Source organism: Streptomyces sp. NPDC006529, from assembly GCF_040611795.1.
Lineage (GTDB): Bacteria > Actinomycetota > Actinomycetes > Streptomycetales > Streptomycetaceae > Streptomyces.
The window spans coordinates 63,218-84,666 of the sequence record NZ_JBEXPB010000029.1 but is presented as its reverse complement, the minus strand read 5'-3'; the positions used below and the strand labels follow the sequence as shown (position 1 = coordinate 84,666).

The following is a 21,449-nucleotide window of genomic DNA, read 5'->3' as shown; positions in this document are numbered from 1 at the left end:
GCCGCCCCGTGCGCCGCCGCGGCCCCCGCGGGGGGGGGGGGGCGCGGGGCGGGGCCCCCGCCCCGGGGCGCGCGCCGCCCGGCCCGGGCGGGGGGCGGGCGCGGCGTCGTCCTCGCCGCACCACGGCCGTCTTCCGCGCGCGGGACCGCACCCCGCCGTTCCCGCCCGCGTCAGGCTGCTGACAGCGAACGCTAGTGACGCGGGCGGGTCTTCCGTACGAAGATGTCCGCATGCCAGACACCCTCCACAGCGGTAACCAGCTGCCCCGCCAGGTCGCGGACGCGTACGTCGACGACCTGATCGCACTCGACCCGATCACCGGCACCTACCTCGGTGTCGCCGCGAGTTCCGCGAAACTTCCGGACTTCTCGCCCGCGGGGCGCGAGGCCTCCGCCGAACTCGCCCGCAAGACCCTCGCCAGGCTCGACGCCGCCGAGCGGCTCCCGGGCGGCGACAGTGACGCCGAGCGCCGCTGCGCCCGGCTGCTGCGCGAGCGCCTGACCGCCGAACTCGCCGTGCACGAAGCCGACGAGGACCTGCGCGCGGTGAGCAACATCCACTCGCCGGTGCACAGCGTCCGCGAGGTCTTCACCCTGACGCCGGCCGACACGGACGAGGACTGGGCCGCGATCGCCGAGCGCCTGCGCGCGGTTCCCGCCGCGTTCGCCGGGTACCGCGAGTGCCTCCAGCTCGGTCTGGACCGCGGCCTGCTCGGCAGCCCGCGCCCCACCGCCACCTTCATCGGCCAGCTCGGCACCTGGGCCGGTGAGGACGGCGACGGCCCCGGCTTCTTCGCCGACTTCGCCGCGGCCGGCCCGGAGAGCCTGCGGGCCGAGCTCGACGCCGCCGTCGAGGAGGCGAACGCCGCCGTCGTCTCGCTGCGCGACTGGATGCGCGACGTGTACGCCCCGGCCGTCAAGGGCGCGCCGGACCCGGTGGGCCGCGAGCGCTACGCCCGATGGTCGCGCTACTTCAACGGCACCGACCTGGACCTGGACGAGGCGTACGCCTACGGCTGGTCGGAGTACCACCGGCTGCTCGCCGAGATGAAGACCGAGGCGGCCAAGATCCTGCCCGGCGCGGGTCCCTGGGAGGCGCTGCGCCACCTCGACGAGCACGGCACCCACATCGAGGGCGTCGAAGAGGTCCAGGCCTGGCTGCAGGGCATCATGGACGAGGCCATCGAGAACCTCGACGGCACCCACTTCGAACTCGCCGAGCGCGTGCGGAAGGTGGAGTCGCGGATCGCCCCGGCGGGCGGCGCCGCGGCCCCGTACTACACCTCCCCCTCGGAGGACTTCTCGCGCCCGGGCCGCACCTGGCTGCCGACCATGGGGCAGACCCGCTTTCCGGTCTACGACCTGGTCTCGACCTGGTACCACGAGGGCGTTCCGGGCCACCACCTGCAGCTCGCGCAGTGGACCCACGTGGCGGACCAGCTCTCCCGCTACCAGGCCACCGTGGGCATCGTCAGCGCCAACGCCGAGGGCTGGGCCCTGTACGCGGAGCGCCTGATGGACGAGCTGGGCTACCTGACGGACGCCGAGCAGCGCCTGGGCTACCTGGACTGCCAGATGATGCGGGCCGCGCGGGTCATCGTCGACATCGGCATGCACCTGGGTCTGGAGATCCCGGCGGACTCGCCGTTCCACCCGGGCGAGACCTGGACCGTGGACCTGGCGCAGGAGTTCTTCGGCCTGCACAGCGGGCGGCCCGCAGACTTCATCGAGAGCGAGCTGACCCGCTACCTCTCGATGCCGGGCCAGGCGATCGGCTACAAGCTGGGCGAGCGCGCCTGGCTGCTGGGCCGGGACAACGCCCGCGCCGCCCACGGGGATTCGTTCGACCTGAAGGCCTGGCACATGGCGGCGCTGTCACAGGGTTCGCTGGGGCTGGACGACCTGGTGGACGAGCTGTCCAAGCTGTAACGGCCGCCGCGTCGGCCGACGAGGCGCGATGACGGGCCGTCCGCTCCCACCGGGGAGCGGGCGGCCCGTCGTCGTGGCCCGGCGTCAGCAGCCGCAGTCGTCGGAGTCGGTGGGGGCGGTCAGCGGGTCGGCCTCGGCGCGCCGCTCGGTGCCCTGCCAGGTCTCGACCTCGAAGCCCTCGCGGATCCAGTACTCGATGCCGCCGAGCATCTCCTTGACCTGGAAGCCGAGCCGGGCGAGCGCGAGGGCGGAGCGGGCGGCGCCGTTGCACCCGGGGCCCCAGCAGTAGGTGACCACGGGCAGGTCCTTGTCCAGGAGCCGCTCGGCCTGCTCCGGGACGAGGGCCGTCGGCAGGTGGACCGCGCCGGGGACGTGGGCCTGGTCCCAGGACGGGGTGGAGCGCGAGTCGACGATCTGGAAGCCGAGTGCGGCGCCCTGCTCGCGGTGGGCCCGGAGGGCGCCGGCGACGTCGGAGACGTCCGCGTGGAAGGCCAGACTGGCGGCGAAGTAGGCGGCGGCCGCGGCGGGAGCGGCCGGGGGCACCCGAAGGACCGGGTTGGGGGCGGTGGTGGCCGGGCCGGCGGTGGGCTGCTGTGTCGTCGTCATGGCTCAGAATCTATGGGCGGGTGATCATCTCCGGAAGTGGGATTCCCCTGGCTTTCGCTTGTCGGGCCGTGGTTTCCCCTGCTACATCTGCACCATGCCCGGCTATTCCCCCGACGCCACCGACTGGCGCATCCTCGAAGCCCTCCAGGCGGACGGCCGCGCCACCTTCGCCGAGCTGGCCCGCGCCGTCTCGATGTCCCCGAGCGCGGTCACCGAGCGGGTCCGGCGGCTGGAGGAGGCGGGCGTGATCACCGGGTACACGGCGGTCGTCGATCCGCAGCGGCTCGGCAAGGCGATCATGGCGCTGGTGCGGTTGCGCTATCCGCACGGGAACTACAAGCCGTTCCACGCTCTGCTGGAGGCCACGCCGGAGATCCTGGAGGCCCACCACGTCACCGGCGACGACTGCTTCGTGCTCAAGGTCGTGGCCCGCTCGATGGCGCACCTGGAGGAGGTCACGGGCAGGATCTCCGGACTCGGCGCGGTGACGACCAGCGTGGTCTACTCCTCGCCGCTGCCCCGGCGGCCGCTCAGTCCGTGACCCGCGGCGTCCTCGGCCGGGGCGCGCCGCCCGTGTGGTGGCGCACCGCGGAACCGCCCCGCTGCTTGACGATCTCCAGCTGGGTCTGGACCCGCGTGCGCAGGTCCGCGACGTGGCTGACGATCCCCACGCTGCGGTCCCGCTCGCGCAGCGAGTCGAGTACGTCGAGCACCTCGTCCAGGGCCTGTTCGTCGAGGCTGCCGAAGCCCTCGTCGATGAAGAGGGTGTCCAGGCGGGTTCCGCCGGCCTCGTCGGTCACCACGTCGGCGAGACCGAGCGCGAGGGCGAGGGAGGCGAAGAAGGTCTCGCCTCCCGACAGGGTCGCGGTGTCCCGCTCACTGCCGGTCCAGGCGTCGACCACGTGCAGGCCGAGGCCGGAGCGGCCGCGGCCGTTCGCCCGGGCGTCGGAGTGGACGAGCGTGTACCGGCCGCCGGACATGCGCAGCAGCCGTACCGTCGCGGCCGCCGCGACCTGTTCCAGCCGGGCGGCCAGCACGTAGGCCTCCAGGCGCATCTTGCGCTCGTTGTCGGCGGAGGTGCCCGCGGTGAGACCGGCCAGCGCGGCCACCCGCTCGTAGTCCTCGCGCAGCGGACCGAGCGCGCGCAGCTCGCTCTCGGCCTGCCGGGACAGCCGGTCCAGCTCGGCGCAGCGCAGCCGGGCCGCGTCGGCGGCCGAGGCGGCCGTGCGCAGCCGGGCCGCGGCCCGTTCGGCGCGTTCCCCCGCGGCGCGCGGGTCGGCGGGCGCCTCGGCGGCCGCCCGGACGGCGTCTGCTTCGGCGAACCGGTCGGCCAGCAGGGCCTCTTCGGCCTGCCAGGCGTCCATGCGGTGTTGCAGGTTGCTGTGTTCGTAGGCGGAGAGCACCGCGTCGGCGGCCGCCGCGGTGGTGTCGAAACCGGCCCGGAACGCGGCGTCGGCGAGGCGCCCGTCGGCTTCCTTCAGGCGTTCGGCGGCGGCGTCGGCGCGGTGCAGCGCGGCGGCGGCGTCCGCGACGAGCCGGACCCGGTTCTCCAGCAGCCGCGCGCGCTCCGCGACGCTGGCCGAGCCCGCCCGTACCCGGGTCAGCTCTTCCTCCAGCGCCTGCTGTTCCTCGTCCAGGACGTCGCGGCGGGAGGCGCGGGCGGCGATCCGGCGTTCGGCGTCGAGGCGGTCCGCGCTGCGGGTGGCGTGTTCGCGCTCCGCGTGCGCGAGCTGTTCGCGGGCTCCGTGCAGGCCGGCCGCCGCGGCGTGGGCGGCGGCGTGCAGGTCGGTCAGTTCCCTGGTCCGCGCGAGGAGTTCGCCGGTGGTGGCGTCCCCGGCGGCGGCGGCCGCCTCGGTACGGGCCTGCTGGACGGCGGCCAGCCCGCGCTCGGTCGCCGCGCGCCGCTCCTCGGCCTGCTCGAAGCGGGCGTGGGCGGCGTCCTCGGCGGCGCGGTCGACGTGGCCCGGGGCGGGCCGGGCGGGCGCCGGGTGGTCGGCCGAGCCGCACACGGCGCAGGGCTCCCCGGCGACGAGCGCCCCGGCGAGTTCGGCGGCGATCCCGCGCAGCCGGGTCTCCTTCAGCTCCAGCCAGCGCTCCCGGGCGGCCGCGGACTCCTCGCGTACGGAGAGCAGCTCGCCGGTGGCGGCTTCGGCCTCGGCGGCGAGCGCGTCCCGGCGGCGGGCCGCGGCCAGGTGCAGCCGGGCGGGCTCCAGCCGGCCGGCCAGGTGCTCGGCCCGGGTCGCGGCCTGCTGGGCGGCGTCGACGCGGGCGCGCAGGGCGGCCCGTGTGGGTTCCCAGCGGGCCAGCCAGTCCGCGGACTCCTGCTGCTGCTCCTCGGCGGCGCGGGATTCGCGCTCCAGGGCGGCGCGTTCGCGGGAGATGTCGGCGCTGCGCTGTTCGGCGCGTACGGCGGCGCCGAGCGCGCCGAGTTCCCCGCGCAGACGCTGTTCGAGGGCGGCCAGCTGCTCCGCGCCCGCTTCGGCGAGGTCGGTGTGCAGCCGCTGGCGCGCGTCGTCGACGGCGTGCGCGGCGGCCCGGTGAGCGGCGGCCGCGGCGTCGCGCAGGTCGAGGGCCGGGGCGACCAGGGCGGCCCGGCGGGCCCGGTCGAGGAGTGCGCGGACCCGCTCCCGTTCGGGTGCGGCCTCGGCGAGGACGGCGGCGCGGTGGACGGCTTCGGCGTGGCGGCGCTGGAGCCGGTCGAGTTCGCGGGCCTCTTCGGCGGCGCGGCGGGCCGCCGCGTGCCGGCGCTCGGCGGCGGTGAGGGCGTACTCGCGCACGGTCAGCCGTTCGCGGGCCGAGCAGCGGGCCACGGCCGCCCAGGCCCGTACCGCTTCGGCGAGCCCGGGGTCGCCGGGCTGGTGGGCGGGGAGCGGCCAGGCGCGCAGGTCGGCGCAGTCCCCGGCGGCCTGGGCGAGCCGCTGCGCCGTCCCGAGCACCTTCTCGTCGCCCGCGCGCACCTTGGCCTCGGCGGCCCGGCGCCGTTCGGCGAGCAGGGCTTCGACGGCGGCGAAGCGGCGGGTGTCGAAGAGCCGTCCCAGGAGCCGGCCCCGGGCTTCCGCGTCGGCGCGCAGGAAGCGCGCGAACTCGCCCTGGGGCAGCAGCACCACCTGGCAGAACTGCTCGCGGCTCATGCCGAGCAGCTGCTCGATCTCCTCGCCGATCTCCTGGTGGGAGCGGCTGAGCCCCTGCCAGCCGCGCTCGCCGAGGTGTTCGCGCAGCAGGCTCTGGGCCTTGTCCCGGGTGGTGCCGGTACCGCGCTTCTTGGGGCGGGGCTGCTCGGGGCGCCGGGTGATCTCCAGGCGGCGGCCGCCCGCGGTGAGTTCGAGGGTGACCTCGGTGGCCGTCTCGGGGGCGGCGTGGTCACTGCGCAGGCTGGTGCCGGGGGCCTGGCGGGGGCCGGGGACGGAGCCGTAGAGGGCGTAGCAGACCGCGTCGAGGACGGAGGTCTTGCCCGCGCCGGTGGGGCCGTGCAGGAGGAAGATCCCGGCGCCGGACAGCGCGTCGAAGTCGATCTCCTGGGGTTCGGCGAAGGGTCCGAAGGCGGTGATGTGGAGCCGGTGCAGCCTCATCGGCTCCCCTCCGGATGCCCGTCGCCGGGCAGTGCGCCGGCGACGCGCACATCGTCGAAGGCGGCGCGCAGGACGGCCCGTTCGCCCTCGTCGGCCGCGCCGCCGCCGCGGACGTGGGTGACGAAGTCCTCGGCGATCTCCTGGTCGCTGCGGCCCTTGAGGCGCTGCGCGTAGGAGGCGCCGTCGTCCTCCTCGCGGCCCTGGGGGTCGAAGGCGAGGCTGAGGGTGTGCGGGAAGCGGGCGGTGATCCGGGCCATGGGGTCGTCGGGCCGCACCGGGTCGGTGAGGGTGGCCTCGACCCAGGCCCCCTCGTGGCCGGCGAGCGCCGGATCCTCCAGAAGTTCTTCGAGGGGGCCGCGGATGCGGGCCAGCGGTCGCGGCACGGGGGTGTCGATCCGCTCGGCGACCGGGCTCTCGCCGGGGGCGCCGAGGTCGATCAGCCACATCGTCTTGCGGTGGTGGACCTCGGAGAAGGAGTAGGCGAGCGGGGAACCGGAGTAGCGGACCCGTTCGTTGATCGTCTGGCAGCCGTGCAGGTGGCCGAGGGCGGTGTAGTCGATGCCGTCGAAGACGGAGGCGGGCACGGACTCGACTCCGCCGACGGCGATGTCGCGTTCGCTGTCGCTGGGCTGCCCGCCGGTGACGAAGGCGTGGGCGAGGACGACGGAGCGGGTCCCGGGGCCGCGGGTGGCGAGGTCGGCGCGGATCCGGTCCATGGCGGCGCCGAGCACCGCCTCGTGGCTCACCTTCGGCGCCTCCAGCGCCTCCTTGACCAGCGCCGGTTCGAGGTAGGGCAGCCCGTAGAGCGCGACGTCGCCGTGTACGTCGCTCAGCACGACGGGGTCGGCGCACCCCTCGGGGTCGGTCCGCAGGTGGATCCCGGCCCGGCCGATCAGCCCGGCCCCCACGCCGAGGCGGCGGGCGGAGTCGTGGTTGCCGGAGATCATCACGGTGGGCACGCCCAGGTCGGCGAGGCGGTGCAGGACCTGGTCGTACAGCTCGACGGCGGGCAGCGGCGGCACGGCCCGGTCGTAGATGTCGCCCGCGACGAGCACGGCGTCGACCGCGCGCTCCCGCACGGTCGCGACGAGGTGATCGACGAAGGCGGCCTGGGCGCCGAGCAGGTTCACCCGGTGGAAGGCCCGCCCGAGATGCCAGTCGGAGGTGTGCAGGAATCTCACGATACCGTCCTGACCTGCACGTTTACCCCTACTACGGCTCAAAAACCAGCACGAACCAGTACGGGGCTCGCCGTCAACGCCTGCCACGCTAACGCATGGCGCCGCGTGATCCACCCCTGTACCTCGGATCTGGCGTCGCGGCCGCGGGCCGTTGCTCCTGCCGTTGCCGACGGCCGCGCCCGGGGCTCGGCACGGCCGTCGGGGGTCAGTACTCGCCGTCGAGGGAGGAGGCGGAGGCAGCGCGGTAACAGAGGGAGACGACCTTGAAGAGGAGCATCGGCTTGCCGGTCGCCGATTTCCTGCTGCCCGTGACGTGTACGGCGAACCGCTCGGCCTTGTTCTCGGCGTAGATCTCGGGATCCTGCGCCTCGCTCGCGGCCTTGCCGTCCTTCGTGATCTGCCAGCCGTTCTCGCCGAGCGCCTTGCGCAGGTTCTGCATGCCGGTGTCGACCTGCTCGTCGGAGATCTCGTACACCGACCAGGGGTGCGACATGGAGAACAGGTCGTCGCCGTACTCGCGGCAGCGCGAGAGGCTCGGCCCCGGCTCGGTCACCTTGCCCTTGACCCCGGCCAGCTCCAGCAGAGCGCTGGAGACCTGCTTGGTCTTCTTGCGTGCCGGCTCAGGATCCATCCTGACCGGCGTGTAGCTGAGATCCTTCACGTTCGAACACCCCACAGACAGCAAGGACGGCAATCCTGCGAGAACGACGGCGAGAACCGCCGCCCTGATCGTTCTGGCGATCCGGCCGCCCCGAGCGGCCCGCCCCGGGTCAGCCACGTCGCACCTTGTCGTACTGGCCCGCGACCACGTTCGCCTGGTTTTCGATGCTCAAGGAGTGGTCCCTCCAGTAGTCGGTGTGGCTGTCGGCGTCATTCGCCATGATATTGGCCCCGAAGGCCTCGTCGGAGGGTACGTTCGATCCCCATACGGTGCCGAACGGCAGTAGCTCCTCCCACCAATCGGTGGGGCCGCCCAAGCCCGCGACCTTGCCACCGAGAGGTACCTGGTCGTCGAGCGTGCCGGCCGCCTGGGACCATACGTGGCCCTCGCCCGCGTCGAGGTCCTTCGCGTGCTCGACGAGCATGCCCGGACTACCGACGGCGATGATGTCGTCGGCCCGCAGATCCCCCGCGTTGGAGGCGGCTCCGAGGACCGTGCTGCCGTAGCTGTGGCCGATGATCGTGGTGTGGCTCGCCTCGTCGCCTCCCTGGAGGTTCTCCAGACCGGCCATGAATCGGTTCAGGTCGGGCGCTGCGGTATCGGCGTAGTGCTCCTTCATCGCCTCGGGGACGATGCTCTGCGGGGCGTCGTAGCCGATCCAGGTGATGGTGGACACGTCCTGGCCGGGAACCCGGGCGTGGGTCTCCTTCCACAACTCGCTCATGTGGTGGATGTAGTCCTCGGTCTTGGTGATGCTGGTGAACGTGCCCGGGACGAACACTGCCGTGTGGTCGGCGGTGTCCGGGTTGCCGTTGGCGACGATGGCCCGCCCGCCGCCCTTGGTGTCCAGGCCGAGCAGGTAGGCCTCTGGCAGCCCTTCCTTGCCCGTCGAGTCGAACCGGGCCTGGATGGCGTTCATGCCCTTGAGGTTCTTCTCCAGGAACTCCTTGTCCTTGGCGTACTTCTCGTCCCACTCGGTCCAGGCGGGATTGCGCACCACCGCGGGGTAGCTCTGCCCCGAGGGCACGTACTTCTGCGGCTGCGGGGGGATGGCGTTCAGCTTGATCTGGAACTCCGCCCGCTTCTCGGCGAGCACGGTGCGGTTGGCCTCGTCGCGCACCACTGAGGGCAGTCCGTCCATCGCACCGACCTGCGAGCCGTTCAGGGACGTGTAGGCGGCCTGTTCGTCCGCCGAGAGCCCCTTCCACCACTCGGCGTTGGCCCGGGGGTCCCCGTCCGCGGGCGGGGCCTTGATGTGCCCCAGGTAGTCCTTGGCCCCGGCGCGGACGTCGGTCGTGTCGGACTGGACGTCGGTCCAGTCGGAGTCCGAGACGACGAGGTCGTCGTCGGCCTTGAGCCGACGGAGTCGGGGAGCCCACTGCGTGTCGGCTTCGGTGGCCTCGGCGACGGCCTGTGCGATCCGGTTGGCCAACTCGACGGCTTTGCCGAAGTGGGGGTTGGGGTGGATGTTCGCGGCCTGGCGTTGCAGGGCCGCGGAAAGGTCACCGGCGTCACGAGCCGGGTCGACGACGTTGCCGGAGGGCTTGCCCGCGGCGCTGCCGGAGACGGTGCCGCCGTCGGGCAGCTTGCCGTCCTTCTCCGTTCCGGCGGGCGGGTAGCTGACCGACCCGTCGGCGCCCACGGAAAACTTCAGGGCCTCGGCGTCCGCCACGGCCGCGTCCAGCTTCCGCTTCGCCTCCGTCAACGCCGCCGCCAGTGCGTTCAACGACGTCGCGGCGAGCCCGCACTCGACCTGCGTGTAATGGAAGTTCTTCGCCAGGCCCCGCAACTGCTCCAGGGCCGCCTCCAAGGCCTTGCCGCTCAACCCCTCGCGCAGCCGCGCCGTGATCTGGCCCTCCACGTTCCCGTACGCGTGGTCGGCCATGGCACTGACCGACTGGTATCCGTCGCCCGCCTCCGTGAACTCCGACGGCTTCAGCGCCTTTAGCGTCGCGTAGTCCATCCCCCGCTCACCGGCCCCCGCCGCCGGTGGCCGGCGTGTCCTTGTACTGCTCGTTCATCCGCGCGAAGTCACCGCGCAGCGCCTCGTCATTGGCGACCTGCCCCTTGCCGGCGGACAGCATCGGCCCCTGCAGCGCGCTGCACTTGCCTACCAGCCCGTCGAGGTACCCCTTCCACGACTGGTACAGCTCCTGCTGCGCCGCAGCGCTCTCCACGCCGCTCACGGCCGCGCCCTTCTGACCGTTCTCGAACTCCGTGAGGGCCTTCCTGACGCCCGTCACGAGCAGGCCGACGTCTTCGCTCCCCCTTTTCCACACCGCCATGTCCGACTTCAGATCCGCATCGGACCCGCCGCCGCCGGCACCGTCGGACGTGGCACTGGCCAGTCGCATGTGCGCCCCGGCCGCCGTTCCCTGTTTGAGCCCCGCCCACTCCGTGTCGAAGGACGCCATGCTCACCCGAACCCCCGTGAATCTCCGACGTGATGATCAAATGGTCATCTTACGAACATCAACCCGAGGCCCGAGCCGGGTGATCGCCGACATCGCCGCAGCCCGCAACCGGGCCGAGGACACAGACCCGTTCAGGGTGCGTACGTCTCGCCGCCCAGGGTGAGGGTGGCGCTGCCCGCCGTGCTGTCGGCGAGCCACGCCTCGAAGGCGGGCAGGTCGGCTTCGGGGAGGGCGATCTCGATCTCCACGGCGGCGCCGTAGCGCAGGTCGATCACCGTGCGGCCGGTCGCCCGCAGGTCGTTCTGGGTCTTGCCCGCGCGCTGGTGGTCGACGGTGACGGTGGCCAGCCGGTAGCGGTGGCGGGTGACGGTGCCCAGCACGTCGAGGGCCTCGCCGACCACGCCGCCGTACGCCCGGATCAGGCCGCCGGCCCCGAGTTTCACGCCGCCGTAGTAGCGGGTGACCACGGCGACGGCGTAGCGGATGTCGCGGCGCATCAGCATCTGGAGCATGGGCACGCCGGCGGTGCCGCCCGGTTCGCCGTCGTCGCTGGCCTTCTGTACGGCGGCGTTGGCGCCGATGACGTAGGCGTAGCAGTGGTGCGAGGCGGTGGGGTGCTCCTTGCGGATGCGGGCGACGAAGTCCTGCGCCTCGCGCTCGGTCGCGGCGGGCGCCAGCGCGCACAGGAAGCGCGAGCGGTTGATCTCGGACTCGTGGACGCCCTCGCGGGCCACCGTGGCGTACTGGTCTGCCTTCACCCGCTCCACCCTAAGGGGAATCGGACAGGTGTCCTGCCTGTTGAAGCGGGGTGCGGAGCGGCACCCGGCCGGTCCGCACGAGCAGGAGGCGGCGCGCGTGTACGGCGACCCGGCAACCATCCGCAAGATACTCACCCAGCACGGCGACACCTGGGCCGTGGTGGGGCTGTCGGACAACAGCGACCGCGCCGCCCACGGCGTGGCCCGGGTCCTCCAGCGGTTCGGCAAGCGGGTGGTACCCGTGCACCCGAAGGCGGAAACGGTGCACGGGGAGCAGGGTTACCCCTCGCTCGCCGCGATCCCGTTCCCGGTGGACGTGGTGGACGTCTTCGTGAACAGCTCGCTGGCCGGTCCGGTCGCCGACGAGGCCGTCGCGGCCGGCGCCAAGGCCGTCTGGTTCCAGCTGGGCGTGGTCGACGAGGAGGCCTTCGACCGGACCACCGCCGCGGGGCTGGACATGGTGATGGACCGCTGCCCGGCGATCGAGATCCCGGCGCTCTGAGCCGGAACCCCTGACTCCGCGGGCAGGCCGGGGAGCGCCGGGCCCGGGGCCCCGGCGCTCCCCGCGCAACCGGCCGGTTCCCCCTACGGGATCCTGCGGGACTCGGCGATGCGTTCGGCCTCCTCCAGGGCGCGCAACTGCGCCGGTGTCACCCCTTCGGGTATCGGCACGGGCGCCGGGGTGCGCAGCGGCGGCTGCCAGCCGGTCTCCGGTTCCCAGCGCCGGACGATCCGCGCGGGCGCCCCCGCGACGACCGCGTGGTCGGGCACCTCACCGCGTACGACGGCGCCCGCCGCCACCACGACGTTGCGGCCGAGCCGGGCGCCGGGGAGGATCACCGCGCCCGTGCCCAGCCAGCAGCCGGGACCGATCTCCACCGGTGCGCTGCGCGGCCACTGCTTGCCGACCGGCTCGTGCGGGTCGTCGTAGCTGTGGTTCGTGGAGGTGATGTAGACGCCGGGTCCGCAGAAGGTGTCCGAGCCGATGGTGATCCGGGTGTCCGCGATGACGTGGCTGCCCCGGCCGAGCACCACACCGTTGCCGAGGACCAGGACGGGATCGCGGCCGAGGTCGAGGTCGGGCATCATCCCGGCGGTCAGGGTGACCTGCTCGGCGATGATGCAGTAGTCGCCCAGGTGGATCCAGCGCTCGCCGAAGACCGTGCCCTGCGGGAAGGCGAGGCGGGTGCCGTGGCCGATGGCGCCGAAGCGCAGCCGGCCGGGGGTCTGTGCGGTGACCGCTCCCGCGCGCTGCGCCCAGCGCCAGCCGGCGTGGACGATCCGGCTCGCGGCCCGGCGGCGCAGGGCATCCAGGGCCGTCCGGATCTCCGCGGGCGAGACGGAGGCGGCGGACGGGCGCGAGACGGATGAGAACGTGTTTCTGTTCTTCGGCACCCGGCCACGGTAGTGGGCCGCGCGCCGGGCGTCCGGGCGGCCCTCCTGTGATCTTCACCCCATCGGCGGAGCGGCCGGCCGCGTGCCCTACGGTGCGGGGAGCGCGGCATCCGAAGCGGAGGAAGAGAGCACATGACGTTTCAGGCGGGCCAGGCATTCGTCGCCGGTGTGGGCGGGAAGAAGCCGGACATCGACCCGGGGGCGTTCACCGCGCCGACGTCCGTCGTCGTCGGCGACGTCACCCTCGGCGCCGGGGCGAGCGTCTGGTACTCGGCGGTCCTGCGGGCCGACTGCGGACCGATCGTGCTCGGCGCGGACAGCAACGTCCAGGACAACTGCACGGTCCACGTCGACCCCGGCTTCCCCGTCACCATCGGGGACCGGGTCTCCATCGGCCACAACGCGGTGGTGCACGGATGCACCGTCGAGGACGACTGCCTGATCGGGATGGGGGCGACTGTCCTCAACGGCGCGGTGATCGGCGCGGGCTCCCTGGTGGCGGCCCAGGCGCTGGTCCCGCAGGGCATGGTCGTGCCGCCGGGCTCCTTGGTCGCGGGCGTCCCGGCGAAGGTCCGGCGCCCCCTGACGGAGGAGGAGCGGGCGGGCATCCGCCTGAACGCGACGATGTACGTCGAGCTGGCGCAGCAGCACCGCGCCGCGGCCGAGGGCTCGGCCTGATACCGCGACCGGACCCGGGACGGGCGGGGGATGAGCCCTCGCCCGTACCCCCGCCTCAGTCAGCCGCGACCGTCGCGTCGGGCGCCGGTGCCGGCTGCGCGGCCGCGGCCGCGGCCGCTTCGGCCTTCTTCGCCCGGCTGCGCAGCATCAGCATCGAGGCCAGGCCGATCAGCACGGCCGCCACCAGCCCCAGCCAGGAGAACCGCTTCAGCCAGGCCTCCGCGACGATGCCGACGTAGTAGATGACGGCCGTCGTACCGCCCGCCCAAATGATGCCGCCGAGCACGTTGGCGGTCAGGAACTTCCAGTACGGCATCCGCAGCACGCCCGCCAGGGGACCCGCGAAGATCCGCAGCAGCGCCACGAACCGACCGAAGAAGACGGCCCACATGCCCCACTTCTCGAAGGACCGCTCCGCCATCGCGACGTGGTGCTCCCCGAAGTGCCGCGGGAAGCGCCGCCCGAGCCGCGCCAGCAGCGGTTTGCCGCCCTTGCGCCCGATCGCGTAGCCGATCGAGTCGCCCACGATCGCGCCCGCGCTCGCACAGGCGCCGAGGACCACCGGGTCGATGGCGCCGTTCTGCGAGGCGAGCAGGGCCGCGCTGACCAGGACGATCTCCCCCGGCAGCGGGATGCCCACGCTCTCCAGCCCGATGACGGCCGCCACCAGCAGGTAGACACTGATCGCCGGGATGGTCTCCAGCCATTCCTGGATGTGCACCGGTACGTCCTCCCGCAGCGTGGTCCGGCGCACCCCCTGTGGCGCACCGGCCCGCCAGACTACCGGGCCACCGCACGCACCACCGCGGCCGCCCGCAGCGGCAGTTCCCGCGAGGAGCGGCCCACCCAGACCTCCCGCCGCCCGGTGCCCAGCGCCCAGGCGCGGGGCCCCGGGTCCCAGGACGACAGCGTGCGCGCGTCGAGGTCCACGGCGATCCGCTGGGAGCGGCCGGGCGCCAGGGCGATCCGCCGGTAGCCGGCGAGCACCCGGACCGGCTGGTCGAGCGCCAGGTCCGGCGAGGGGCCGAGGTACACCTGCGCCACGTCCGTGCCCGCGCGGCGGCCGGTGTTGCGGACGGTGAACTCCACCCGCAGTCCGTCGCCCCGGGGCCGTACGGTCAGCTTCCCGTACTGCCAGGTGGTGTACGAGAGCCCGTGCCCGAAGGGGAAGAGCGGGGCCACCCGCTGCGCGTCGTACCAGCGGTGGCCGACGTGCACACCCTCGCCGTACTCCTGGCGTCCGCCGACGCCGGGGTAACGCACCGGATCGCCGCCGACCGGGGTGGCGTGCGCCTCGGCCGGGAAGGTCTGGGTGAGCCTGCCGCCGGGGTCCGCGTCGCCGAACAGCACGTCGGCGGTGGCGCCCGCGCCCTCCTGGCCGGGGTAGTACATCTGCAGGACGGCCGCGGTCCGGGCCAGCCACGGCATGGTGGTCGACGAGGACGTGTTGAGGACGACGGCGGTGCGCGGGTTGGCGGCGGTGACCGCCTCGATCAGCCGCTCCTGGCCGCCGGGGAGGGCCAGGCCGGTGCGGTCGCTGCCCTCGGTGGCGTCCTCGTAGGCGAAGAGCACCACGCTGTGGGCCGCCTTGGCCGCCCGCACCGCCTCGGCCACGTCGGCGGCCCGGCTCGCCCGGGTCGTGTGGCGCAGCCGGAAGCGCTGTCCCCGGTCGCCGCCGCGGGCGCCGACGGTGAGCCGGTGGGCGCCTGCGGCGAGGGCGAGCGTGCGGCGGCGCACGGTGAGCCCGTCGGGGGCCGCGCCGAGCAGCCCGCCCGCGAAGTGCTCGGCCACGCCCTGGCGCACGGGGAAGACCTCCTCGCCGTCGAGGCGCACCTCGGGCCGCGCGCCGGTGTAGTGCACGAGCAGGGTCCACTCGTCGGCCTCGGGGAGGGTGAAGGTGCCGTCGTAGTGGTAGTCCCGGCCCGCGTCCACGGCCCGGTCGTCCAGGGCGGTGGCCGGGGTGAGCAGGTCCGCGGGGAGCGGGCGGCCGTACAGGTCCTCGCCGAGGGCGTAGCGGACGTCGGCGCCCTTGCCGGCGCGGGCGCGGAGGGCGGCCAGCGGGCTCGCGGCCCGGTCCCGCTCGGGGACGACGTGGGCGCTGCCGCCCCCGCTGACGAAGGGGAACCGGCCGGTGGGCCCGATGACGGCGAGGGAGCGGGCGGCGGCCCCGGTCAGGGGCAGGGCGGCCTGCTCGTTGCGCAGCAGGACGGCTCCGGCGACCGCCACCTGCCGGGCGACCCGGGCGCCGGCGGCGGGGTCGCGGGCCGGGCGCGGCGCGGGGGGCGCGGCCAGCAGGCCGAAGCGGTCCATGGTGCTCAGGATCCGGCGGACGGCGAGGTCCACGGCGTGTTCGGGCACCGACCCGGCGCGCACCGCTTCGCGCAGCGGGTCGCCGAAGTGGGTGCCGGCGGGCATTTCCATGTCGAGGCCGGCGGTGATCGCGGCGACGGTGCTGTGGGTGGCCCGCCAGTCGGACATCACCCATCCGTCGAACCCCCAGCGGCCGCGCAGCACGTCGTCCAGCAGCGGCTTGCTCTCGCAGGCGTAGGTGCCGTTGACCTTGTTGTAGGCGCCCATCACCGCGCCTGCTCCGGCGCCGACGGCGGCCTCGAAGCCGCGCAGTTCGGTCTCGTGGAGGGTCTGTTCGGCGGCGATCGCGTCGACCGTGTCGCGGCCCTGTTCCTGGTTGTTGAGGGCGAAGTGCTTGACGGTGGCGATCAGGCCCTCGTCCTGGATGCCGCGGACCACCTCGGCCACCAGGTCGGCGGTCAGCCGCGGGTCCTCGGAGAAGGTCTCGAAGTTGCGGCCCGCGCAGGGGGTGCGGATGAGGTTGGCCATGGGCGACAGCAGCACGTCCTGGCCGAGCGCGCGGCCCTCGCGGCCGATGACGCGGCCGTAGGCGCGGGCGAGGGCCGGATCGAAGGCGCAGGCCAGCATGACGGGCGCGGGCAGCGCGGTCGCGGGGCGGGCGACCCGTACCCCGGCCGGTCCGTCGGCGAGCCGCAGCGGCGGGATGCCGAGGCGCGGTACGCCCGGCAGGTAGCCGGCCTGGCCGAGCGGCGCGGGGTCTGCGGCGCCGTGCAGCAGCGCGGTCTTCTCGTCCAGGGTGAGCCGTTCCAGCAGGGCGTCGACCCGGGCCGAGCCGCCGCTTCGGGCGAGCGCTCCGGCCCCGGCCGCGCGGACCGGGGTACGGGCCCCCGCCGCCGGGGGCACCTGGGGGACGCAGCCCGCCGCGCCGAGGGCGGCGCCCGCCCCGAGCAGCCTGATGGCGGTACGGCGGGACACGGCCTCGCTCATGGGGGCTCCCTGGAAGCGCCGGTGGGCGGGGCGGTCCGCGCCGGACCGCCCCGGGCCACTGTGCGCCACGGCGCCCGGGGCCCCGCGGTGGGCGCGCCCTCGGGGGCGCGCCCTTCCACTGATGGGACGCACCCCGGGGCGGTCCGGGGGTTACGCGTTGGGGCGCAGGGTCCAGACGACTGTCATTTCGCCGGTCACGGCCTCGTCCTCGCGCTGGATGGCGACGGTGACCGGGAACTCGGGGCGGCCGCCCGCGTCGAGTTCGGCGATCACGTCGGCGGCCGGGCGCCCGAGGGTGGCGGTGGCCGTGACGACGCCCTTGGCGAGCTTCTTGTAGCCGATCTCGGCCCTGACGGCGAGCGGGACGGCGCGGGAGAGCTGCTCTCCGAAGGCCGCCAGCACGATCGCGCCGCTCGCCGATTCGGCCAGGGTGAACATGGCGCCGGCGTGCGGGCCGCCGACGTGGTTGTGGAAGTCGGGCTGGTCCGGCAGGCGCACGACCGCGCGCTCGGGGGTGGTCTCCAGGAACTGGAGGTTCAGGGTCCGGGCCATCGGCACCGTCGCGGCGAGCAGTTCGCCCACGTTCATCTGGTCTGCGCTCATGGAACGCGATGTTACCCGTCAGTAGATGAGCTTGGCCAGAGCCCTGAAGGGACCGGCCGTGGTCCCCGCGAGCGGCTCCCACTATCGTTACCGGCCATGTGGCCAGGACAGCAGCAGCCGCCCGGGGGCGAGCAGAACCCGCAGGACGCGCAGAGCAACCCGTACCAGCAGCAGCCGGGACAACCGAATCCGTACCAGCAGCCGGGGTACGCAGAGCAGCAGCCCGGCTATGGGTACCCGCAGCCGGGCTACCAGCAGCCCCCTCCGGTTCAGCCGTGGGGCCAGACACCGCCCCACCCGGGGCAGCCGCCGCAGGGCGGCCGGGGTTCGAGCCCCTTCGCGACGAAGACCGTCGCCATCGTGGCCGCCGCCGCGGTCGTGGTGGCGGCCGCCGCCACCGGCGCCTTCGTCCTGACCCGGGACGACGACAAGAAGGACGTGGCCGACGACAAACCCGCCGCCGCCTCCTCCGCCCCGGTCTCCCCGGTGGCGCCGCCCCCGCCGACCGGCAACCCGCGCGCGGGCGGCGACGTCGCCCCCGTGATCCCGGGCTGGAAGGTGGTCGTCAACCCGAAGTACGGGACCGCCTTCGACGTCCCGGCGGACTGGAAGGTCGCGGGTTCGGGCATGTCCTACGGCATCACCGACGAGTCCAAGAACGACGGCTCCCCCCTCATCAGCCTCTCCGCTCCGGCGGAGTACAAGGAGGAGTGGTGCAAGGACGACTCCGACAAGAACGGCAAGGAGGAGAAGACCTCGCTGGCCACCACGGGCACCAAGGGCGGCCAGGGCGCCAAGGACACCGCCGAGGCGGCCTACAACGAGGCCGGCAACTGGGTGTTCGCCGCCTACGCGCAGAAGGCGCCGAAGGGCACCACAAAGGTGGTCGCGGCCAAGGAGTACACCACCCTCTCCGGCCTCAAGGGCCACATGGCCACGGCGAGCGTCAGCGGCCTGCCCAAGAAGAACAAGTGCGACAGCGACGGCAAGTCCATCGCCTTCAGCTTCAAGACCGCCAACGGCGACTTCTCCAGCTGGGTCCTCTACGGCGCGGCCAACGTCCCCGACGAGGTCAAGCCCGAGGTCTACGAGAAGATCCTCAGCTCGGTCCGGCTCACCACCGGATGATCCACGGCGTCCCGCTCCCGGTCCGGATATCCGTTTGGATTCCCGGCCCGGGACGGGGATAGTCCGGGGGTGAGCTACCGCAGCGCCCCCGGGCTTCCGTCCGCACGCCGTCGCCGTCCCGCGTGGGCGGGCCGCAACTACACGTTGCTGACCGGCGCGGCGGTGGTGACCCACCTCGGCAGCAATGGCGCGCTCATCGCGGCCTCCTTCGCGGTGCTGGAGGCGGGCGGCTCCGGCGGGGACGTCGGCCTCGTCGCCGCGGCCCGTACGCTCCCCCTCGTCCTCTTCCTGCTCATCGGCGGCGCCCTCGCGGACCGGATACCGCGCCACCACGTGATGGTCGCGGCCAACGCCCTCAACTGCGTGTCGCAGGCCGCCTTCGCCGTGCTGGTCCTCGCCGGGGACCCGCAGCTGTGGCAGATGATGCTGCTCACCGCGCTGTGCGGCACCGGCACCGCCTTCTTCAGCCCGGCCTCCGAGGGCATGCTGCTCTCCAGCGTCTCCGGCGAGCACGCCAACCGGGCCTTCGCCCTCTTCCGGATGGCGGTCAACGGCGCGGGGATCGGCGGCGCCGCCCTCGGCGGCGCCATGATCGCCGCCTTCGGCCCCGGCTGGGTCCTCGCGGTCGACGCGGTCGCCTTCGCGCTCGCCGGAGCACTGCGGGCGTTCCTCGACGTCGGTGACATCGCCCCGCGCAAGCCCGGCGGCAGCCTGCTGGCCGACCTGCGCGAGGGCTGGGTGGAGTTCCGCAGCCGCCCGTGGCTGTGGAGCATCGTGCTCCAGTTCTCCGTGGTGGTCGCCGTCGTCGGCGCGGCCGAGGCGGTCTACGGGCCCCTGGTCGCCCGGGAGCGGCTCGGCGGACCGGCCCCCTGGGGTCTGGCGCTGGCCGCCTTCGGGGTGGGCACGATCGCCGGAGCGGTCCTGATGATGGCCTGGAAACCGCGCAGGCTGCTGCTGGTGGGGACGCTCTGCGTGTTCCCGCTGGCGATGCCGTCGGCGGCGCTGGCGGTCCCGCTGCCGACGTGGGGGCTGTGCGCGGTGATGCTGGTCAGCGGCCTGGCCATCGAGGTGTTCGGCGTGAACTGGATGACCACGATGCACCAGGAGATCCCGGAGGAGAAGTTCTCCCGGGTCTCGGCCTACGACTGGTTCGGTTCGGTCTCGATGCTGCCGCTCGCCACCGCGCTCGCGGGCCCGGCGGAATCCGCCTTCGGCCGCACCGGAGCGCTGTGGGGCTGCGCGGCCCTCGTCGTCATCGTCACGGCCGCGGTGCTGGCCGTCCCCGACGTGCGCCGGCTGACCCGCAGGCCCGCGGCGGCCCTGGTGCCGGCCGGGCCGCGGCCCGCCGACGCCCCGGAGGGCGCGCGCGGCGCCGCCGTACCCGCCGCCCCGGCCCGCGACTGACGCGCCGGCCGCGCGGCCGGGTCCACGGCTCAGCCGATGCCGAAAGCCCCCTCGGGCGGCTCCGGCGAGTCCACCGCCTCGGCGTCCCGCACGACCCCGGCGCCCCCGGCCAGCTTCGCCAGCGCCGCCCCGTGCACCACGCGCGCCGGGAACGCGTCCCCCGCGCACGCCCGCGTCAGCTCCGCCACCGGCAGCTCGCGCGCGGACCCGACCAGCACCGCGTTCCCGAACCGGCGCCCGCGCAGCACCCCCGGTTCCGCGATCAGGGCCAACTGCGGGAACACTTCGGCGAAGTTGGCCAGTTGCCCCCGCAGGAACGCGAACGGCGCCCCGTCGGCCAGGTTGGCCACGTACGTGCCGCCGGGCCGCAGGACCCGGGCCGCCTGGCGCGCGTACTCGACCGAGGTCAGCTGGGCCGGCACCCGGGAGCCGCCGAAGACGTCGGCCACCAGGACGTCCGCGCTCGCCGCGGGCGCCGCCTCCAGCCAGGCCCGCGCGTCCGCCGCGTGCAGCTCGATCCCGGCTCCGGCGGGCAGCGGCAGGTGCTCGGACACCAGCTCCAGCAGCTCCCGGTCGAAGTCGACGACCCGCTGGCGGGAGCCCGGGCGGGTGGCGGCGGCGTAGCGGGGCAGCGTCAGCGCGCCGCCGCCCAGGTGCAGCAGGTCCAGCGGCGCGCCGGGCCCAGCTGCGCAGTCCAGGACGTGGGCGAGCCGGCGCGCGTACTCGAACTCCAGGTGCCGCGGGTCGTCGAGGTCCACGTACGACTGCGGGGCCCCGTCCACCGTCAGCAGCCAGGCCCGCGGCCGGTCCACGTCCGGCATCAGCTTCGCGGCGCCCTGGCCCACCTGCCGGCCCACCGGGATCTGCTCGGGTCGTTCGTCGTGCCGCTCGTCGTCCACGCCCCCATTGTCGGGCAGACCTCAGGCCGACCAGACGGCCGCCGCCTCGGCCGCGTGCGCGGCGGCCTGGGCGAGGCCCGCGCGGGCGGCGGGGGCCCGGCGGGCCGGGTCCAGCACGTTGCGCCCGAAGACCTTGCGGGCTTCGGCGGAGGGGGTGATCAGCAGCACCCGGGAGCCGTCCGCCCGCAGCCGTTCGGCTTGGGTGGCGGGCGAGGGCGAGACCCCCGATCCCAGTGCCATCGGCGCGAGGACCACCACGCGCCGGTAGCCCGTGGCGACATCGGCGTTGGCGGCCGACCGCACGCCCCCGTCGACGTAGCGCCGCTCGCCGACGGTCACCGGCGGCCACACGCCCGGGACGGCGCAGCTCGCGCAGACCGCGTCGACCAGGCCGACCCCGCTGTGCCGGTCGAAGTCGGCGGCGGCGCCGGTCCGCGCGTCCACCGCGGTCACCACGAACCGGCGCTCGGGCCAGTGGTGGGAGACCAGCCGCGCCTGGAGCACCGTGCGACGGGCGCGCTCGTCCCCGGTGTCGGCGGCCAGCGCGATCTCGCCGACCCGGCGGCGGTAGGCCGTGGCGTCCCTGGCCCGCATCATCGCCACGGCGTAGCGGGCGACGAGGGCCGCGCCCAGCTTGGCCGGGACCTCCCCGCCCGCTCCGGCGAGCTGGCGCTCGTACAGCTCGCGCGGGGTGAGCAGCCCCGAGGTGAGCTGGGCGCCGACGACGGAACCGGCGGAGGTGCCGACGACGAGGTCCGCGCCGAACAGGTCGACGCCCGCCTCGGCCAGGCCGTGGATGATCCCGGCTTCCCAGCCGATCCCGGTCAGGCCTCCGCCGCCTAGCACCAGCGCCGTCTCGCCGCTCATCACAGCCCCCCGCTCCCGCCGATTGTGGTGACGGCAGTCTGCCGCAGGCGGACCGCCGCCA

General features: G+C 74.3%; 19 protein-coding genes. 6 read left to right on the top strand and 13 right to left on the bottom strand.

Annotation, left to right across the window (positions count from 1 at the left end):
• The first annotated feature begins 230 nt into the window (after window positions 1-230).
• A complete protein-coding gene (locus tag ABZY31_RS20720; protein ID WP_356412437.1) occupies window positions 231-1,928 on the top strand; it encodes a DUF885 domain-containing protein in 1,698 nt (565 codons plus the stop codon).
• 84 nt (window positions 1,929-2,012) lie between these two features.
• On the opposite strand, the gene ABZY31_RS20715 is transcribed toward ABZY31_RS20720, so the two are convergent.
• The gene (locus ABZY31_RS20715) at window positions 2,013-2,534 is read right to left on the bottom strand and encodes a rhodanese-like domain-containing protein (RefSeq protein ID WP_356412435.1); all 522 of its coding nucleotides are present in this window, start codon (window positions 2,532-2,534) and stop codon (window positions 2,013-2,015) included.
• Between the two features lie 94 nt (window positions 2,535-2,628).
• Here ABZY31_RS20715 and ABZY31_RS20710 point away from each other — a divergent pair, with 94 nt between their 5' ends.
• On the top strand, window positions 2,629-3,075 hold the full coding sequence (locus ABZY31_RS20710) for an Lrp/AsnC family transcriptional regulator (RefSeq protein ID WP_356412433.1): 447 nt from the start codon (window positions 2,629-2,631) through the stop codon (window positions 3,073-3,075).
• On the opposite strand, the gene ABZY31_RS20705 is transcribed toward ABZY31_RS20710, so the two are convergent.
• From ABZY31_RS20705 to ABZY31_RS20680, 6 genes are all read right to left on the bottom strand, one after another.
• Window positions 3,065-6,103 carry an SMC family ATPase gene (locus ABZY31_RS20705; protein WP_356412431.1) on the bottom strand — a complete coding sequence of 1,013 codons (3,039 nt, stop codon included), beginning with the start codon at window positions 6,101-6,103 and terminating at the stop codon, window positions 3,065-3,067. The genes ABZY31_RS20710 and ABZY31_RS20705 overlap by 11 nt on opposite strands.
• Entirely contained in the window at window positions 6,100-7,284 is a 1,185-nt protein-coding gene (locus ABZY31_RS20700) for an exonuclease SbcCD subunit D (RefSeq protein ID WP_356412429.1), read from the bottom strand. Before ABZY31_RS20700 ends, ABZY31_RS20705 begins: the two co-directional genes overlap by 4 nt.
• Before the next feature lie 205 nt (window positions 7,285-7,489).
• On the bottom strand, window positions 7,490-7,915 hold the full coding sequence (locus tag ABZY31_RS20695) for a hypothetical protein (protein WP_356412427.1): 426 nt from the start codon (window positions 7,913-7,915) through the stop codon (window positions 7,490-7,492).
• 139 nt (window positions 7,916-8,054) lie between these two features.
• Window positions 8,055-9,908 (bottom strand): alpha/beta hydrolase, encoded by a 1,854-nt coding sequence (locus ABZY31_RS20690; RefSeq protein ID WP_356412425.1) that lies wholly within the window; start codon window positions 9,906-9,908, stop codon window positions 8,055-8,057.
• Window positions 9,909-9,915: 7 nt separating this feature from the next.
• Window positions 9,916-10,359: a hypothetical protein gene (locus ABZY31_RS20685; protein ID WP_356412423.1), complete on the bottom strand. Its 444-nt coding sequence runs from the start codon at window positions 10,357-10,359 to the stop codon at window positions 9,916-9,918.
• A 131-nt stretch (window positions 10,360-10,490) separates the two neighbouring features.
• Complete coding sequence (locus ABZY31_RS20680; RefSeq protein WP_356412422.1) at window positions 10,491-11,117, bottom strand: YigZ family protein; 627 nt, start codon at window positions 11,115-11,117, stop codon at window positions 10,491-10,493.
• A 97-nt stretch (window positions 11,118-11,214) separates the two neighbouring features.
• On the opposite strand from ABZY31_RS20680, the gene ABZY31_RS20675 reads away from it, so the two are divergent.
• The gene (locus ABZY31_RS20675; protein ID WP_356412447.1) at window positions 11,215-11,619 is read left to right on the top strand and encodes a CoA-binding protein; all 405 of its coding nucleotides are present in this window, start codon (window positions 11,215-11,217) and stop codon (window positions 11,617-11,619) included.
• An 83-nt stretch (window positions 11,620-11,702) separates the two neighbouring features.
• On the opposite strand, the gene ABZY31_RS20670 is transcribed toward ABZY31_RS20675, so the two are convergent.
• Window positions 11,703-12,443 carry an acyltransferase gene (locus ABZY31_RS20670; protein ID WP_356412445.1) on the bottom strand — a complete coding sequence of 247 codons (741 nt, stop codon included), beginning with the start codon at window positions 12,441-12,443 and terminating at the stop codon, window positions 11,703-11,705.
• A 201-nt stretch (window positions 12,444-12,644) separates the two neighbouring features.
• On the opposite strand from ABZY31_RS20670, the gene ABZY31_RS20665 reads away from it, so the two are divergent.
• Window positions 12,645-13,190, top strand: a complete 546-nt coding sequence (locus ABZY31_RS20665; RefSeq protein WP_356412420.1) for a gamma carbonic anhydrase family protein — start codon at window positions 12,645-12,647, stop codon at window positions 13,188-13,190.
• A 55-nt stretch (window positions 13,191-13,245) separates the two neighbouring features.
• On the opposite strand, the gene ABZY31_RS20660 is transcribed toward ABZY31_RS20665, so the two are convergent.
• From ABZY31_RS20660 to ABZY31_RS20650, 3 genes are all read right to left on the bottom strand, one after another.
• A complete protein-coding gene (locus ABZY31_RS20660) occupies window positions 13,246-13,911 on the bottom strand; it encodes a DedA family protein (protein WP_356412443.1) in 666 nt (221 codons plus the stop codon).
• 59 nt (window positions 13,912-13,970) lie between these two features.
• Window positions 13,971-16,487 (bottom strand): glycoside hydrolase family 3 N-terminal domain-containing protein, encoded by a 2,517-nt coding sequence (locus tag ABZY31_RS20655; protein WP_356412419.1) that lies wholly within the window; start codon window positions 16,485-16,487, stop codon window positions 13,971-13,973.
• A 150-nt stretch (window positions 16,488-16,637) separates the two neighbouring features.
• Window positions 16,638-17,090 carry a DUF4442 domain-containing protein gene (locus ABZY31_RS20650; protein WP_356412417.1) on the bottom strand — a complete coding sequence of 151 codons (453 nt, stop codon included), beginning with the start codon at window positions 17,088-17,090 and terminating at the stop codon, window positions 16,638-16,640.
• A gap of 96 nt (window positions 17,091-17,186) precedes the next feature.
• On the opposite strand from ABZY31_RS20650, the gene ABZY31_RS20645 reads away from it, so the two are divergent.
• Together ABZY31_RS20645 and ABZY31_RS20640 are read left to right on the top strand one after the other, a co-directional pair.
• The gene (locus ABZY31_RS20645) at window positions 17,187-18,218 is read left to right on the top strand and encodes a hypothetical protein (protein ID WP_356412415.1); all 1,032 of its coding nucleotides are present in this window, start codon (window positions 17,187-17,189) and stop codon (window positions 18,216-18,218) included.
• Between the two features lie 69 nt (window positions 18,219-18,287).
• Window positions 18,288-19,622, top strand: a complete 1,335-nt coding sequence (locus ABZY31_RS20640) for an MFS transporter (RefSeq protein WP_356412414.1) — start codon at window positions 18,288-18,290, stop codon at window positions 19,620-19,622.
• 29 nt (window positions 19,623-19,651) lie between these two features.
• Here ABZY31_RS20640 and ABZY31_RS20635 read toward each other — a convergent pair whose 3' ends face one another.
• The gene (locus ABZY31_RS20635) at window positions 19,652-20,443 is read right to left on the bottom strand and encodes a fused MFS/spermidine synthase (RefSeq protein ID WP_356412441.1); all 792 of its coding nucleotides are present in this window, start codon (window positions 20,441-20,443) and stop codon (window positions 19,652-19,654) included.
• A gap of 99 nt (window positions 20,444-20,542) precedes the next feature.
• Window positions 20,543-21,388: a patatin-like phospholipase family protein gene (locus ABZY31_RS20630; RefSeq protein ID WP_356412412.1), complete on the bottom strand. Its 846-nt coding sequence runs from the start codon at window positions 21,386-21,388 to the stop codon at window positions 20,543-20,545.
• Window positions 21,389-21,449: the final 61 nt, after the last annotated feature.

Excerpts from the sequence above, each read along its gene's own strand:
- ABZY31_RS20720 (WP_356412437.1), top strand. The coding sequence starts at position 231 with ATGCCAGACACCCTCCACAGCGGTAACCAGCTGCCCCGCCAGGTCGCG.
- ABZY31_RS20715 (WP_356412435.1), bottom strand. The coding sequence starts at position 2,534 with ATGACGACGACACAGCAGCCCACCGCCGGCCCGGCCACCACCGCCCCC.
- ABZY31_RS20710 (WP_356412433.1), top strand. The coding sequence starts at position 2,629 with ATGCCCGGCTATTCCCCCGACGCCACCGACTGGCGCATCCTCGAAGCC.
- ABZY31_RS20705 (WP_356412431.1), bottom strand. The coding sequence starts at position 6,103 with ATGAGGCTGCACCGGCTCCACATCACCGCCTTCGGACCCTTCGCCGAA.
- ABZY31_RS20695 (WP_356412427.1), bottom strand. The coding sequence starts at position 7,915 with ATGGATCCTGAGCCGGCACGCAAGAAGACCAAGCAGGTCTCCAGCGCT.
- ABZY31_RS20690 (WP_356412425.1), bottom strand. The coding sequence starts at position 9,908 with ATGGACTACGCGACGCTAAAGGCGCTGAAGCCGTCGGAGTTCACGGAG.
- ABZY31_RS20685 (WP_356412423.1), bottom strand. The coding sequence starts at position 10,359 with ATGGCGTCCTTCGACACGGAGTGGGCGGGGCTCAAACAGGGAACGGCG.
- ABZY31_RS20665 (WP_356412420.1), top strand. The coding sequence starts at position 12,645 with ATGACGTTTCAGGCGGGCCAGGCATTCGTCGCCGGTGTGGGCGGGAAG.
- ABZY31_RS20655 (WP_356412419.1), bottom strand. The coding sequence starts at position 16,487 with ATGAGCGAGGCCGTGTCCCGCCGTACCGCCATCAGGCTGCTCGGGGCG.
- ABZY31_RS20650 (WP_356412417.1), bottom strand. The coding sequence starts at position 17,090 with ATGAGCGCAGACCAGATGAACGTGGGCGAACTGCTCGCCGCGACGGTG.
- ABZY31_RS20645 (WP_356412415.1), top strand. The coding sequence starts at position 17,187 with ATGTGGCCAGGACAGCAGCAGCCGCCCGGGGGCGAGCAGAACCCGCAG.
- ABZY31_RS20635 (WP_356412441.1), bottom strand. The coding sequence starts at position 20,443 with ATGCCGGACGTGGACCGGCCGCGGGCCTGGCTGCTGACGGTGGACGGG.
- ABZY31_RS20630 (WP_356412412.1), bottom strand. The coding sequence starts at position 21,388 with ATGAGCGGCGAGACGGCGCTGGTGCTAGGCGGCGGAGGCCTGACCGGG.